The organism is Mesorhizobium sp. CAU 1732, from assembly GCF_039888675.1.
Lineage (GTDB): Bacteria > Pseudomonadota > Alphaproteobacteria > Rhizobiales > Rhizobiaceae > Aerobium.
Genome location: NZ_JBDQQR010000001.1, coordinates 1697429 through 1710233, shown reverse-complemented (window position 1 = coordinate 1710233; position 12805 = coordinate 1697429). Strand labels below are relative to the sequence as shown.

Below are 12805 nucleotides of genomic sequence, written 5' to 3'. Positions count from 1 at the left end.
TTGAGCGAGCGCCGGCACCTTGTTGTCTTGATTTGGCTTTTGCTCATCGCTTCCTCCTATTCGGGCCGATGGCAGACGGCTTCGATGTTGTTGCCGTCGGGATCGAGCACGAACGCGCCGTAATAATCGGCATGGTAGTGCGGGCGCAGGCCTGGCGCGCCATTGTCCGCGCCGCCGGCGGCCAGCGCCGATTTGTAGAACGCGTCGACATCCGTGCGCGACTGCGCAGTGAAGGCGACGTGGCGGCCCGGACCGGGCTCGCCGCCCTCGCGCAACCAGAAGACCGGCTTGTCGCGGCCGTAGCCCACGACCTGCTTGCCGCCGGTGAATTCGGTCGGGACCTGCATCAGCATCGAACCGCCCAACGCGCCGAATGCCGCGTCATAGAAGGACTTCGATCGTGCGTAATCGGAAACGGCTATGCCGGTATGGTCGATCATGGATGCTCCTCCTGTTGCACAAGTGATCTCCCCGCCGCCGCGGCCTGAGATGCGGCATCCGCAGCCGCGAGACCGGCGACCGCTGAAACAGCCACCACCCTCACCGCTTCACCTCCCAGGTCGTGACACGCTCGCCGGTGGTCGGGTCCTTGCCGTCGTTGAGTTGGATGCCCTGGGCCAAAAGCTCGTCGCGGATGCGGTCGGCTTCCGCCCAATTTTTGGCGGCAATGAAGGCGAGGCGCTGGGCGACGACCGATGCGACGTCGATATCCGTTTCCAGTTCCGAGAGGTCGATGCCGATCAGATCGGCCGCGGCCATCAGTTCGCCGGCGGGCAGGTCGGCAGAGTTCATCAGCTTCAGATACTCGGACATATCCAGATCATCACCGAGGGCCGCGACGAACACCGATGATATCGCCGCCGATTTCTGACCCGACGCCCGTCTGCGCCACTTCACGATCAGCGCTTCCGCCTCCTCCAGTTTCCTGAGCGAAAAGTCGATCGGCTCGCGATAGTGCGTCATCAGCATGGCAAGCCGCAGCACTTCGCCCGGCCATGCGCGGCCGCCGAACGTTTTCGTGTTCAGAAGCTCGTCGATCGTGACGAAATTGCCGTCCGACTTCGCCATCTTGCGGCCTTCGACCTGCAGGAAGCCGTTGTGCATCCAGATGTTGGCCATGCGATCGGTTCCGAGCGCGCAGCAGGACTGCGCGATCTCGTTCTCGTGGTGCGGGAAGACGAGATCGATGCCGCCGCCATGGATGTCGAACATGTTCTTCGTCGGATCGTCGCATGTGAGGCCGCCGCCGAACGGCTCGAGCAGCTTCGCCATCGACATGGCCGAGCATTCGATGTGCCAGCCGGGACGGCCGAGCCCTTCGATGCCCGCGGGCGACGGCCAGCCGGGATCGCCCGGTTTCGACGGCTTCCACAGCACGAAATCCATCTCGTCGCGCTTGTAGGACGCCACGTCGACGCGTGCGCCGGCGAGCATCTCGTCGAAAGGACGCCGCGACAGCGCGCCGTAGCGCGGTCCCCTGCGCGTGTTCATTGCCGATGGCGAGAACAGGACGTGTCCCTCGGCCACATAGGCGACGCCCTGGGCGACGAGTTTGTCGATCATCGCGACCATGCCGTCGATATGCTCGGTGGCGCGCGGCTGGCTGTCCGGCTCGAGGCAGCCCAGCGCCTTCACATCGGCCTGGAACTGCCGGTCGGTCGCCCCGGTGACCTTGCGGATCGCCTCGTTGAGCGGCAGGTCAGGGAAATCGCGGGCGGCGCGCGCGTTGATCTTGTCGTCCACGTCCGTGATGTTGCGGACATAGGTGACGTGCTCCGCACCATAGACATGGCGCAGCAGCCGGTAGAGCACATCGAAAACGATGACCGGCCGCGCATTGCCGATATGGGCGTAGTCGTAGACCGTCGGCCCGCAGACATACATGCGCACATTCGTTTCATCGATCGGCGTAAACGGCTCCTTGTCACGCGTCAGCGTGTTGTAGAGCCGAAGCTGCGGTCCCGCGTCAGACAAACAATCTCTCCCTGGCCTGCTGGCCGGGGCGTTTTTCGTATCTGTCGATTGAGCGAAAACGGCCGGACCAGCGAGTGCGCTAGCCGATAATGCAGATGCCGATAATGGCGAATGGCGTTTTCATGGCTCGCTTTATCGCGCTCCGCCGATTTGCCGTCAAGGTGGCGCGTGTTGCTCTCCTGCAACGCTTCGTCGTTGCCCTTGGGCAACAGGCCCCATTGAATAGGATTTGATTAAACATGTTTGAGAATATCGAGGTGTAAACCCATGGAATGGCCCGATGCGGACCATGTTTCGGTCGAATTCGGCCACCATCTCATAGGCATGTTCAACACGAACCCCGACATCCGGGACCCAAAGGCCAAGATCATGAACCGCAGCACCGAGCACCCTGCACTCGTCGCCGAACGCGAACGCGCCCAGCGCGCCCAGTATGCCGCACTCACCGCGCATTACGGTGAGATCGGCTCGGCTGCGCTGCTTGCCGCACTGATCTGCGCACAGCAGAAGCGCGACACGGACGTCGCGTCAAAGGCTGCTTAAGAGGCTCACGCCGATCGCGGCCATGACGAGCCCGATCGCGACGTCGAGCATGCGCCACGCAGCCGGTCGCGCAAAGACCGGCTGGAGAAGCCTCGCGCCGTAGCCAAGGCCGAAAAACCAGACGAATGACGCCACGACGGCGCCCGCGCCGTAGGCGATCCGGGCGTGTCCCTCGAACTGGGCCGACAGTGAGCCAAGCAGGACCACTGTGTCGAGATAGACATGCGGGTTCAGGAAGGTGAAGGCGAGGCACGCCGCGATCGCGGATCGCAGATCGCCCTTCCCCTTAGAGGCGGCGTGCATGGCTTGCGGGCGCAGAGCCCGCCTGAATGCGATGACCGCATAGGTGAAGAGGAACGCCGCGCCACCGACGGTCACGACCGTGATCAGCGTCGGCGACTGCGAAATCAGCGTGCCGAGCCCGGCCACACCCGCCACGATCAGCAGCGCATCCGACATTGCGCAGATCAGGCACAGCACGAAAACATGCTGTCGCAGCAGGCCCTGGCGCAGGATGAACGCGTTTTGCGCGCCGATCGCGATGATCAGCGACAAGCCGAGCAGGAAACCGGAGAGAAGTGGCGTCGCGAGTGGATGCATCGGGATCTGCCGTCGCATGAGTGAGCTTGGGGCCGCAATAGTCCAGGCGCGCCTTTGCTATGGCCGGCGACCGCTTTCAGAACAGCTTCATCTGTGCCGGCTCATCCGGCGTGTCCACGAATTCGTCGGGGATGTCCTTCAACGCGACCCGTTGTTGTATCTCCGGGCTGGTGTTGGCCACCTTGTTGACCAGATCGGACACGGGGATCGCCTCGAAGAACCCCTCCTCCACGGGTTGCACGAGGTCGGCCACGTCGCGAGGCTCCTGGGTCACGCAATCCAGCCAGCGTTCGTAGTTTTCCGGCTTGATGACGACCGGCATGCGGTCGTGAATCGATGCGAATTCCGGGTTGGCGTCCGTCGTCAGGATCGCAGCGGTGTCGATTTCGGACCCGCCCGGCTCGGACCAGGTTTCCATCAGCGCGCCAAACGCAACGGGCCGCCCGTCGCGCGGGCGCACCCAATAGGCCTGCGACTGGCGCTTGCCGAAGCGCTTCCACTCATAGAAGCCGGACGCAGGGATCAGCGCGCGCCGGTGGCGCATGGCATTGCGGAAAGACGCCTTCTCGGATGCCGTCTCCGACCTCGCATTGATCATCAGCGGCATCTGGGACGGGTCCTTTGCCCAGCCGGGAATGAACCCCCAACGCGCCAGAAAGGCTTGTCGCGAAGGGATGTTGGCTCCGGGCTCACGCGCCGGTCCCGCCATGCAAACGAGAATCGGCTGCGTCGGCGCGATGTTGTAGCGCGGCGGAAACGGCTCGACCCCGGCCAGGCCGAATTCGTCTTCCAGCCCTTCCGGCTTGTGAATGAGAGCAAACCGCCCGCACATTGTCTCTCGAAGCTCCGACATTCAAGTTCACCAGTTTGGGGATTCGCGCCTGTCAGTTCAACGGGACGTCGCCGCAAATACAGTGTATTTCGCACTGTATTGGGGATCTGAACGCAAGCGATCGATGAGCAAACCAGTCCGGGCCGTATCCGCCGCTATCTATCATGAAGGCCGTTTCCTGCTGGTCAGGCGGGGCCGCGCGCCGGCGCTCGGGCTGTATGCCTTTCCGGGCGGGAGGGTCGAGGCGGGCGAAACGCTGGAAGAGGCCGTGCGCCGCGAGGTGATGGAAGAAACGTCGGCCACGATCGACGGCGTGCGTCACCTCGTCGATCTCGATCTTGCCTCGGAAACCGCGACCGGGACGGTCGAGTTCGTCCTGAGCGTCCATGCGGCCAGTTTCAGCGGCGGTACGATCCAGGCCGGGGACGATGCCGATGCGGTGGCATGGTTCAGCCTCGATGACATGGCGCATCTGCCGCTCGCCGGCTCCGTCCTGAAGATCGCGCGCGACATCGCCTCAGGCAGGACCGACCGCTGATGCTCCGAATCCTGCCTTGCGGACGCCAGAATCCTGCCCGAAGAGTGCCCGCATGAAGAGAGCACGCCCGCTTGCTGCATCGGTTCTGGTCGCCGCCTTGATGGCAGGCGCTCAACCCACCATTGCGGCCGAATCGCCGTTCGAAGGGCAACTCGTCCGACTGGCCGAGGTGCTGGGGTCGCTGCACTATCTGCGCAATCTCTGTGGCGAGGACAGCCGCACGTGGCGAGACCGCATGCAGGCCCTTCTGGAGGCGGAAAACCCGGACGAGGCAAGGCGCACGCGGTTCGTCGCCAGCTTCAATCGCGGCTATCGCAGCTATGAGGGCACCTATTCAAGCTGCACCGAATCGGCGATCGAGGCGATCAATCGCTTCGTGCGTGAGGGCGAGGCGCTGACCCGGGATACCGCGTCGCGTTTCGGCAATCAGTAAACGTAACCCCTTGACCCATATGGCTGCGTAGGGTTGCGTTAACTTTTAAATAATTGCGGCGGTGCACGCCGCATTTCCTGTGCTAGAAGCCTTAATGGGACCTTAAAGGGAATCTGCGCGTCGGCGACTATTTTGCCGGCGCCAGCGGACACGGGTGGATCGAAATGGATCGAGGCATCAGCGACATCGACGTGCTGATTCGTGAAGAAAAGCGGTTGTCGGCTGTCGAAAGCTACGAGGACGCATGGGCCGAGGGGCGTGCGGCGGGCATCGAGCCCGACATCATGGCCGAGGCCGCGATCGCGACCGCGCTGGGCGAACTCATGCGCTCGAACAGCGAAGCGTCGGCGCTTGCGATGCTCGAGCGCATGCGCGAACGGCTGATCGCCGGCGAACTCGATCCGGAACTGATGGTGCATTGACCTGCGACGCATGCGCGCTGCACCGGTAACGTCTCGCGAGATACGGTTTTTGCTCTATAGTGAGCCCACACTCAGGCTGGCACTCTGCGAGGGAGCGACGGCACGATGATGGCCAAGGTCAGCCACATCCATTTCAGGTTCGGACTGCGCATGGCGGCTGCACTTCTGGCGGCCACGGTCGCGCTTGCGCCGCTGAAGGCCTTCGCCCTGAGCGAAATCCCGCGCGAGGACGTGCCTCTCCCGGACGACCAGGACGGACCCGACAGGATCGAGCGCGAGCAATTGCCGCCACTCGCGCCAAACACCGGCAATGCACCTGCAGTCGATGAAGAGACGGGCACGGATATCGAGACCGACGAAGAGGCCGAGCCTCCCGCCGACGAGAGCGAAACGGTCGCTCCGCCTCCGGTCGAGACACAGGTGCCCCTGCCCGATCCCGTGGTGATCCCGCGCGACCCCGCTCCGTCCGACTCCGTCGAGCCGGGCGAAGAGGCGGACGTCCCCGTTCCCGATATCCTCTATGACGTCGAGATGCTGCCCGAACCGGTGCGGCGCATGCGAACCCTGATCATGGACGCGTGCATGACCGGCGATATCGAGCAGCTTCGGCCGCTGATCTCCGTCGGCGAAGATGGCACCCAATTGTCATTTGCCAGCATTTCCGGCGACCCGATCGAATTCCTGAAGAACCTCTCGGGAGACGACGAAGGCCAGGAAATCCTCGCGATCCTCTACGAGGTGCTTGCGGCGGGCTTCGTCCATGTCGATGAAGGCACGGCGAGCGAGGCCTATGTCTGGCCCTACTTCTTCGCCGTTCCGCTACAGGAACTGGACAAGCGCCAGCGCGTCGAGCTGTTCAAGATCGTCACCGCAGGCGACTACGAAGACATGAAAAGCTTCGGCGCCTACATCTTCTACCGCGTGGGCATTTCGCCGGAAGGCCGCTGGGTGTTCTTCGTCGCGGGGGATTGATGGGCAGCAGGATAGGACAATAAGACAATAGGACAGCGGTCTCACACCGTCCTTTGCGTCAAGTGTCCACGTCAGAAGCGCTAAGCCTTTCCCTAATGCCGTACTGCCCTATTCCCTTACTCCCCTAAACCGCCCCTAATCCGGCAGTGATTCCGAGAACAGCACCGGCTCACCGAGCGATGGTATAGCGATTTCGCCGTCCCACATGACCCTGTTGCCACGCACGATCGTGCCTACAGGCCAGCCGGTGACCTCGCGCCCGTCATAGGGCGTCCAGCCGGCCTTCGAGCCGGCCTGCGCGTTGGTGATCGTCTCGCGCCGTTTCATGTCGACGATGGTGAAATCCGCGTCATAGCCGGCCGCGATGCGTCCCTTGCGGGCGATGCCGAAGATGCGGCCGGGGCCGTGGCTCGACAGGTCGACGAAGCGCTCGAGCGTCAGACGTCCCGCATTCACATGGTCGAGCATGATCGGCACCAGCGTCTGCACGCCGGTCATGCCCGATGGCGACGCTGGATAGGGTTTTGCTTTCTCCTCCAGCGTATGCGGCGCATGGTCGGAGCCCAGCACGTCCACGATGCCGTCGCCGATGCCCCGCCAGACGCCGTCGCGATGGCGCGCGTCACGCACCGGCGGGTTCATCTGGATGAGCGTGCCGAGCGTCGCATAGTCGTCCGACGACAGGGTCAGGTGGTGCGGAGTGGCCTCGCAGGTCGCGACGTCCTTGTGATGCTCCAGAAACGCGATCTCTTCGGCGGTCGAGATGTGGAGCACGTGAATGCGCGCGCGCGCCATGCGGGCGATGCGAACGAGGCGTTCGGTACATTGCAGGGCAGCAACCTCGTCGCGCCACACCGGATGTGAGGACGGGTCGCCCTCGACGCGCTCGCCCATGCGCTCGCGCAGACGGAACTCGTCTTCGGAATGGAAGGCCGAGCGGCGGCGCGTGTTGCGCAGGATTTCGAACACGCCCTCATCGTCCTCGACGAGCAGGTCGCCGGTGGACGAGCCCATGAAGACCTTGATGCCGGCAGCGCCGGGAAGCCGCTCGAATTCGTGCACGAGATGCGCGTTGTCGCGCGTGCCGCCGACCCAGAAGGCGAAGTCGCAATGCATGCGGTGGGTGCCGCGCGCGACCTTGTCGGCGAGTGCTGCCTCGCTCGTTGTCAGCGGGTTGGTGTTCGGCATCTCGAAAACCGAGGTCACGCCGCCGAGCACCGCCGCGCGTGAACCCGTCTCCAGATCTTCCTTGTGTTCGAGGCCCGGCTCGCGAAAATGAACCTGGCTGTCGATGACGCCCGGCAGGACGTGCAGACCGGTGCAATCGATCGTCTCGCCGGCACTCGCTGGCGAGAGATCGCCCAGTGCGGCGATCCGGCCAGCAATGATTCCGACGTCGCGAATGCCCGCGCCATCGTGGTTCACGACGGTGCCGCCCTTTAGAACGAGATCGAATATCCGTGTCATGAGCCTCTCCTGTCGTGTCGTCAGGCCTTGCCCGCGCCTTCGGCGGGGCTTACGTAATGACCCCGTCAAAAGCAAGTTCGGACGAAGCCTCCCATGCCGACAACACAGCTTTCAGACCGCGCCGTCATCCTCATCGACGGACCGGACGCAGAGCATTTCCTGCAGAACATTCTCACGACCGACCTCGATGCGCTCGGCGCTCAGGAGGCCAAACCGGGCGCCTTACTGACGCCGCAAGGCAAGATCCTGTTCGATTTCGTCATCTCGCGAAACGGAGCGACCGGATTCCGCCTCGACAGCCGGGCGGAAATCGGGGACGATTTTATACGGCGGCTGGCCATGTATCGGCTTCGCGCGAAGGTCGAGATTTCCAAGGCGGAACAACAGCTTGTCGCCGCGCGCTGGGATTTCGATTCAGTTGCTTCACGGCCGGAATCAATCTGGCTCACCGACAGCCGCTTTCCCGCCGGGGCAAAAGTCGAGCGCGGCTATGGCGAGGCATTTGCGGCGACGGATGCGACCGAGGCCGACTGGACGGCGTTGCGCGTCGCACACGGCATCGTGGAAAGCGGGAGCGATTACGCGCTCAGCGACGCCTTCCCGCATGACGTGCTGTTCGACGAGATCGGCGGCGTCGGGCTTCGCAAGGGCTGTTATGTCGGCCAGGAAGTCGTGTCGCGCATGCAGCATCGCGGCACCGCGCGGCGGCGCGTCATGCTGGTGTCGGCCGGAACCGATCTGCCGCCAGGCGGCACGGATGTACGGGCAAACGACCGGTCCATCGGTACGCTCGGCAGCGCGGCCGGCGGAAACGGCCTTGCCATCATGCGTATCGACCGGGTGAAGGACGCACTCGCTGCCGGACACGCGATCACCGCCGATGGCGTGCCGGTCACGCTCTCCATTCCGCCCTGGGCGCGGTACACTTTCCCCGTAGACGCCGCTGCCGGAGACGCGTGATGGCCGACAGGGCGTCGGCCCCTCCCCGCGCATGGCAACGGATGCTGTCGGGTCGGCGGCTCGACCTGCTCGACCCCTCGCCGCTCGACGTCGAGATTTCCGATATCGCGCACGGGCTAGCGCGCGTGGCGCGCTGGAACGGCCAGACCGGCGGCGACCACGCCTATTCCGTGGCGCAACATTCGATCCTGGTGGAGGACATTTTTGTCGTGCTGGAGCCCTCGGCGACACCCGAGATGCGGCTTGCCGCGCTGCTTCACGATGCGCCCGAATACGTCATCGGCGACATGATCTCGCCCTTCAAGGCGGTGGTCGGCGGTGGTTACAAGCAGGTCGAGACGCGGCTTCAGCACGCGATCCATGTGCGATTCTCGCTTCCGGCGGAGATTTCTCAAAAGCTCAAGGCATCGATCAAGCGCGCGGACCAGATCGCGGCATGGTTCGAAGCGACGCGGCTGGCTGGCTTCTCGGAAGCGGAAGCGGCCAAATTCTTCGGCAAGCCGCGTAACTTCGTGCCGGACGCGCTCGATCTGGAAAGCCGACCGGCGAAAACGGTGCAGAAGGCGTTTCTGCAACGCTTTGCCGCGCTCGAAAAACTTCGCGGACGCTAGAATTTCAGGGAGAGACGAGATGGATTTGGGACTTCGCGGCAAGGTGGTGCTGGTGACGGGCGGCTCGAAGGGCATCGGCTTTGCCTGCGCCCGGGCCTTTCAGGCGGAAGGCGCGCGCGTCGCCATCGTCTCGCGATCCCTCGACAACATCGAGAAAGCGCGCGGGGCCATTCCCGGCGCGTTCGGCTTCACCGCCGATCTCACCAACGAGGCGGATGCGGCGCGCATCGTGCATGCCGTCGAGGCAGACCTCGGGCCGATCGACGTCCTCGTGAACAGCGCGGGCGCGGCGAAACGCACCCCGCCGGACGACCTGTCGCCCGCCACCTATCGCGCGGCGATGGACGCCAAGTATTTCTCCTACATCAACGTGATCGACCCGGTGGTGAAAAGCATGGCGGCGCGCGGAACGGGCGTCATCGTCAACGTGATCGGCAATGGCGGCAAGGTCGCCTCACCCGTTCACGTCGCGGGCGGCGCGGCCAACGCCGCGCTGATGCTCGTCACCGCCGGGCTCGCCACGGCCTATGCGGACAAAGGCGTGCGGATCGTCGCCGTCAATCCCGGCCTGACGCAGACGGACCGCGTGTCCGAGGGCCTGAAGGCCGATGCGAAGCTCGCATCCGTCTCCGAGGACGAGGCCCGTCAGCGCAGCATCGCGAAAATCCCGTTGGGGCGCATGGCCGATCCGGAGGAGATCGCCAATGCGGTCCTGTTCCTCGCAAGCGGCAAAGCGAGCTACATCACAGGCGTGTCGATCAGTATGGACGGCGCAGCATCGCCTGTGATCGTCTAAGGCGCAGACGCTACCGCCCCGCCTTCTCCAGCCGGTCTAGGAACCACTGGGTAAGCCTCACCCAGACTTCGTCCTTCTCGCCAACATCCTCGCAGCCATGGTCGAGGTTGGGGTTGTCGTTGACCTCGATCACGTAGACGCCGTCGGCTGTTTCCTTGAGGTCGACACCGTAGAGCCCGTCGCCGATGCAACGCGCCGCGCGCACTGCCGTCTCGACCACATCGGCGGGCGCCTGCTTCAGCGTGAACGGCTTGAAGCCGCCCTCGTCCGGCTTGCCGCCGCGATCGTGATTGACGATCTGCCAGTGCTTTTTCGCCATCAGGTAATGGACGGCGAAGAGCGGCTGGCCGCCGAGCACGCCGATGCGCCAGTCATAGTCCGTCGGCACGTATTTCTGCGCGATGAGAAGGTCGGAGTCCTCCAGCCACTTGGTCGCCAGCGTCTTCAGCTCGGCGAAGTTCGCGGCCTTCTTCACGCCGCGCGAAAACGCGCTGTCGGGGATCTTGAGCACCAGCGGGAAGCCCAGCGTGTCGGCTGCCAGTTGCAGGTCCGCCGTGCCGGCGATCATCACGGTCGGCGGGACCGGCACCTTGTTGGCCGCCATCAGTTCGTTGAGATAGACCTTGTTGGTACAGCGGATCATCGACAGCGGGTCATCGATGACGGGCATGCCCTCCTGCTGCGCGCGGCGCGCGAACCGATAGGTGTGGTTCGAGATCGACGTCGTTTCGCGGATGAACAGAGCGTCGTAATTGGCGAGCTTGGCAAGGTCCTTCTTCGCGATCGGCTCGACCTCGACGCCCATCTTCTCGGCGATCCGCGACCAGTGGCGCAGCGAGGCGATGGAGGATGGCGGCAGTTCTTCCTTGGCATCGACCAGCGTCGCGAAGGTGTAGCGAGCCGGGGTACGGGTCTTCGTGTCGCGCCATTCGCGGTTGGTGTAGGCGGCGAGCGCGTCGACGAAGCGCGCCTCCTCGTCGTCCTTCATGCGCGCGAGCGGCAGGAAGCCAATCTTGGCGATCGCCGCCCAGCCGTTTGCGTCCTTGATGGTGACTTCGAGCGCGGGCGCGCGAAACCAGTCGAAGAGCAACCGCGCAAACCGATCCCACGCCTTGGACGGCCCGATGCCGAAGAACACCGATATATGCGACGGGAACTGGCCGCCGAGATCCTTGCGCAGCCGGTTCATTGCCTGTTCGAGCTCGGGAAGTGCCGCCTCGTAGAGCTTCTTTTCCGACAGGTCGATCATCGTCTCAACGGTCGGGATCACGCGGTGGCCGCGCGATGACGCCAGCAGCGAAGCATAGTAGCCACGGCTCTGATAGGCGTAATTGTTCGACAGGTTGATGACCTTCGGCCGCTGTCCCTTGAACAGCGCCGGATGGGTCAGATAATCCCTGTTCGTGATGATCTTGTGCGGCGTGGCGGCAGGATCGAGATCGTTCTGCCGGCCGGTCAGGATGACCCAGGTCATGAGGTGTGCTTTTTCCCGAGGATGACGGCGCTGCGAAGGCCGGGGCGGCCGAACTGCGCCATGCGCATGAAGATGTCGTAGGGGATGGGTATGTTGGCCGCGTCGGCCATCGTCTCGCCGTGCTCGTCCTCGACCCAGGGGTCGTGGATGATGAGATGCTCGCCGTCATCGCCGACCACCAGCACCCAATGCGGCACCTTCTTGCCGAACATCACGAAGCCGCTGATGAGGGTCACGACCAATTTGTTCTCCGACACGGCCGCCTGGATGTCTTCGAGCCCGAAGGCGCGATAGGCGACCGGTATTCCGTAGCGCTCGGCACGAGAACGAAAGTCGACCTGCGCAAGTTCCATCACCCTGCGCTTCTCGACGCTGCGCACGGATTGCAGGAACAGCGCGCCGTGAAACGACACGATGATTTCCGCCGCCAGCCCATGCTCATAGGCGGCAACCGCAAGACCGAACGGCTCGCAGCCGCCGGGACCGGACATCATGAAAACAGTCGTCGCTTCCCGCCAGAGCCGGATTTCCATCACGGGATCAGGCACGAAGTCAGGCTCGAAATACGCCTTCGCCATCATGAGGCAGCATGGGCCGCAGGAAAAATCGACCGTCTGCTCGTAATAGGGCACTGGCGTCGCCGCCGGGTGATCGCCGCGCAGGAGCTTTTCCATGCGCAGCGCGGCTGCGCCGTCGTGATAATAGGCGTCCTCGCGGCCGATCCGCCGGTAGCCGTTTTTCTGATAGAGCGCGATGGCGCGCCCATTTTCCTCGCGTACTTCGAGGCGCAGCAGCAATCGCGCCGCATCGAAGGCCGCCACTTCGGCCGCTTCGAGCAGCGCGCGGCCGACGCCGGTTCGCCCGGGATCGGCATCCACCGCGATCGAATAGAGGCGCGCGACACCGCTGCCTTCACGATAGAGCACCATGCAGTAGCCGACGATCAGCCCGTTGATCTCGGCGACGATCGTATCTGCGGTCTCGCGCTCGATAAGCTGACGGAAGGAGCGGCGTGATATGCGATCATGCTCGAAGGCGCGGTTTTCGATCGCGACGAGGCGGTCGATATCGGTGGCGCGGGCCGGTCGGAGATGAGGTGCCATGCGGAGAGGATGACCTGCAAACATGAAGGCCGGAACCCCTCATCGAGGGATGCCTGCGTGTCGCCTTCCTCCGCGCAAGC

Annotated in this window: 15 protein-coding genes; 8 read left to right on the top strand and 7 right to left on the bottom strand. The window is 63.9% G+C overall.

Features of this window, described 5'->3' with window-relative positions; all coding sequences use genetic code 11:
* Window positions 1-56: 56 nt before the first annotated feature.
* Together AAFN55_RS08370 and cysS are read right to left on the bottom strand one after the other, a co-directional pair.
* The gene (locus AAFN55_RS08370) at window positions 57-440 is read right to left on the bottom strand and encodes a VOC family protein (protein ID WP_347798395.1); all 384 of its coding nucleotides are present in this window, start codon (window positions 438-440) and stop codon (window positions 57-59) included.
* 100 nt (window positions 441-540) lie between these two features.
* Entirely contained in the window at window positions 541-1974 is a 1434-nt protein-coding gene (gene cysS / locus AAFN55_RS08365) for a cysteine--tRNA ligase (protein ID WP_347798394.1), read from the bottom strand.
* Window positions 1975-2241: 267 nt separating this feature from the next.
* Between cysS and AAFN55_RS08360 the strand changes: the two genes are divergently transcribed.
* The gene (locus AAFN55_RS08360) at window positions 2242-2517 is read left to right on the top strand and encodes a hypothetical protein (RefSeq protein WP_347798393.1); all 276 of its coding nucleotides are present in this window, start codon (window positions 2242-2244) and stop codon (window positions 2515-2517) included.
* Here the strand turns inward: AAFN55_RS08360 and AAFN55_RS08355 are convergent.
* Both AAFN55_RS08355 and AAFN55_RS08350 read right to left on the bottom strand, forming a co-directional pair.
* Window positions 2503-3117: a LysE/ArgO family amino acid transporter gene (locus tag AAFN55_RS08355; RefSeq protein WP_347798392.1), complete on the bottom strand. Its 615-nt coding sequence runs from the start codon at window positions 3115-3117 to the stop codon at window positions 2503-2505. The genes AAFN55_RS08360 and AAFN55_RS08355 overlap by 15 nt on opposite strands.
* Before the next feature lie 76 nt (window positions 3118-3193).
* Window positions 3194-3949: an SOS response-associated peptidase gene (locus AAFN55_RS08350; RefSeq protein ID WP_347800220.1), complete on the bottom strand. Its 756-nt coding sequence runs from the start codon at window positions 3947-3949 to the stop codon at window positions 3194-3196.
* A 124-nt stretch (window positions 3950-4073) separates the two neighbouring features.
* Here AAFN55_RS08350 and AAFN55_RS08345 point away from each other — a divergent pair, with 124 nt between their 5' ends.
* The 4 genes from AAFN55_RS08345 (at window position 4074) to AAFN55_RS08330 (ending at window position 6314) form a co-directional block, all read left to right on the top strand.
* Window positions 4074-4487, top strand: a complete 414-nt coding sequence (locus AAFN55_RS08345; RefSeq protein ID WP_347798391.1) for an NUDIX domain-containing protein — start codon at window positions 4074-4076, stop codon at window positions 4485-4487.
* Window positions 4488-4539: 52 nt separating this feature from the next.
* Window positions 4540-4920, top strand: coding sequence for a TIGR02301 family protein (locus AAFN55_RS08340; protein WP_347798390.1), 381 nt, complete (start codon window positions 4540-4542; stop codon window positions 4918-4920).
* Window positions 4921-5084: 164 nt separating this feature from the next.
* Window positions 5085-5342 carry a hypothetical protein gene (locus AAFN55_RS08335; protein ID WP_347798389.1) on the top strand — a complete coding sequence of 86 codons (258 nt, stop codon included), beginning with the start codon at window positions 5085-5087 and terminating at the stop codon, window positions 5340-5342.
* Window positions 5343-5447: 105 nt separating this feature from the next.
* Window positions 5448-6314: a hypothetical protein gene (locus tag AAFN55_RS08330; protein WP_347798388.1), complete on the top strand. Its 867-nt coding sequence runs from the start codon at window positions 5448-5450 to the stop codon at window positions 6312-6314.
* Window positions 6315-6449: 135 nt separating this feature from the next.
* On the opposite strand, the gene AAFN55_RS08325 is transcribed toward AAFN55_RS08330, so the two are convergent.
* Window positions 6450-7781 carry a dihydroorotase gene (locus AAFN55_RS08325; RefSeq protein WP_347798387.1) on the bottom strand — a complete coding sequence of 444 codons (1332 nt, stop codon included), beginning with the start codon at window positions 7779-7781 and terminating at the stop codon, window positions 6450-6452.
* 93 nt (window positions 7782-7874) lie between these two features.
* Between AAFN55_RS08325 and AAFN55_RS08320 the strand changes: the two genes are divergently transcribed.
* Genes AAFN55_RS08320 through AAFN55_RS08310 form a run of 3 tightly spaced genes read left to right on the top strand, consistent with a single transcriptional unit; the run spans window position 7875 to window position 10148 of the window.
* A complete protein-coding gene (locus AAFN55_RS08320) occupies window positions 7875-8741 on the top strand; it encodes a folate-binding protein YgfZ (RefSeq protein WP_347798386.1) in 867 nt (288 codons plus the stop codon).
* Window positions 8741-9352, top strand: coding sequence for an HD family hydrolase (locus AAFN55_RS08315; protein ID WP_347798385.1), 612 nt, complete (start codon window positions 8741-8743; stop codon window positions 9350-9352). The genes AAFN55_RS08320 and AAFN55_RS08315 overlap by 1 nt, the downstream gene beginning before the upstream one ends.
* A gap of 19 nt (window positions 9353-9371) precedes the next feature.
* Window positions 9372-10148 (top strand): SDR family oxidoreductase, encoded by a 777-nt coding sequence (locus AAFN55_RS08310; protein WP_347798384.1) that lies wholly within the window; start codon window positions 9372-9374, stop codon window positions 10146-10148.
* A 10-nt stretch (window positions 10149-10158) separates the two neighbouring features.
* Here AAFN55_RS08310 and AAFN55_RS08305 read toward each other — a convergent pair whose 3' ends face one another.
* Window positions 10159-11622 carry a RimK family protein gene (locus tag AAFN55_RS08305; protein ID WP_347798383.1) on the bottom strand — a complete coding sequence of 488 codons (1464 nt, stop codon included), beginning with the start codon at window positions 11620-11622 and terminating at the stop codon, window positions 10159-10161.
* On the bottom strand, window positions 11619-12725 hold the full coding sequence (locus AAFN55_RS08300; RefSeq protein ID WP_347798382.1) for a GNAT family N-acetyltransferase/peptidase C39 family protein: 1107 nt from the start codon (window positions 12723-12725) through the stop codon (window positions 11619-11621). Before AAFN55_RS08300 ends, AAFN55_RS08305 begins: the two co-directional genes overlap by 4 nt.
* Window positions 12726-12805: the final 80 nt, after the last annotated feature.

What these genes read in the sequence shown, in the direction of transcription:
- AAFN55_RS08360 (WP_347798393.1), top strand. Translation starts at nt 2,242, where the DNA reads ATGGAATGGCCCGATGCGGACCATGTTTCGGTCGAATTCGGCCACCAT.
- AAFN55_RS08335 (WP_347798389.1), top strand. Translation starts at nt 5,085, where the DNA reads ATGGATCGAGGCATCAGCGACATCGACGTGCTGATTCGTGAAGAAAAG.
- AAFN55_RS08355 (WP_347798392.1), bottom strand. Translation starts at nt 3,117, where the DNA reads ATGCATCCACTCGCGACGCCACTTCTCTCCGGTTTCCTGCTCGGCTTG.
- AAFN55_RS08310 (WP_347798384.1), top strand. Translation starts at nt 9,372, where the DNA reads ATGGATTTGGGACTTCGCGGCAAGGTGGTGCTGGTGACGGGCGGCTCG.
- AAFN55_RS08345 (WP_347798391.1), top strand. Translation starts at nt 4,074, where the DNA reads ATGAGCAAACCAGTCCGGGCCGTATCCGCCGCTATCTATCATGAAGGC.
- AAFN55_RS08370 (WP_347798395.1), bottom strand. Translation starts at nt 440, where the DNA reads ATGATCGACCATACCGGCATAGCCGTTTCCGATTACGCACGATCGAAG.
- AAFN55_RS08300 (WP_347798382.1), bottom strand. Translation starts at nt 12,725, where the DNA reads ATGGCACCTCATCTCCGACCGGCCCGCGCCACCGATATCGACCGCCTC.
- AAFN55_RS08340 (WP_347798390.1), top strand. Translation starts at nt 4,540, where the DNA reads ATGAAGAGAGCACGCCCGCTTGCTGCATCGGTTCTGGTCGCCGCCTTG.
- AAFN55_RS08305 (WP_347798383.1), bottom strand. Translation starts at nt 11,622, where the DNA reads ATGACCTGGGTCATCCTGACCGGCCGGCAGAACGATCTCGATCCTGCC.
- AAFN55_RS08350 (WP_347800220.1), bottom strand. Translation starts at nt 3,949, where the DNA reads ATGTGCGGGCGGTTTGCTCTCATTCACAAGCCGGAAGGGCTGGAAGAC.
- AAFN55_RS08325 (WP_347798387.1), bottom strand. Translation starts at nt 7,781, where the DNA reads ATGACACGGATATTCGATCTCGTTCTAAAGGGCGGCACCGTCGTGAAC.
- AAFN55_RS08330 (WP_347798388.1), top strand. Translation starts at nt 5,448, where the DNA reads ATGATGGCCAAGGTCAGCCACATCCATTTCAGGTTCGGACTGCGCATG.
- AAFN55_RS08320 (WP_347798386.1), top strand. Translation starts at nt 7,875, where the DNA reads ATGCCGACAACACAGCTTTCAGACCGCGCCGTCATCCTCATCGACGGA.
- AAFN55_RS08315 (WP_347798385.1), top strand. Translation starts at nt 8,741, where the DNA reads ATGGCCGACAGGGCGTCGGCCCCTCCCCGCGCATGGCAACGGATGCTG.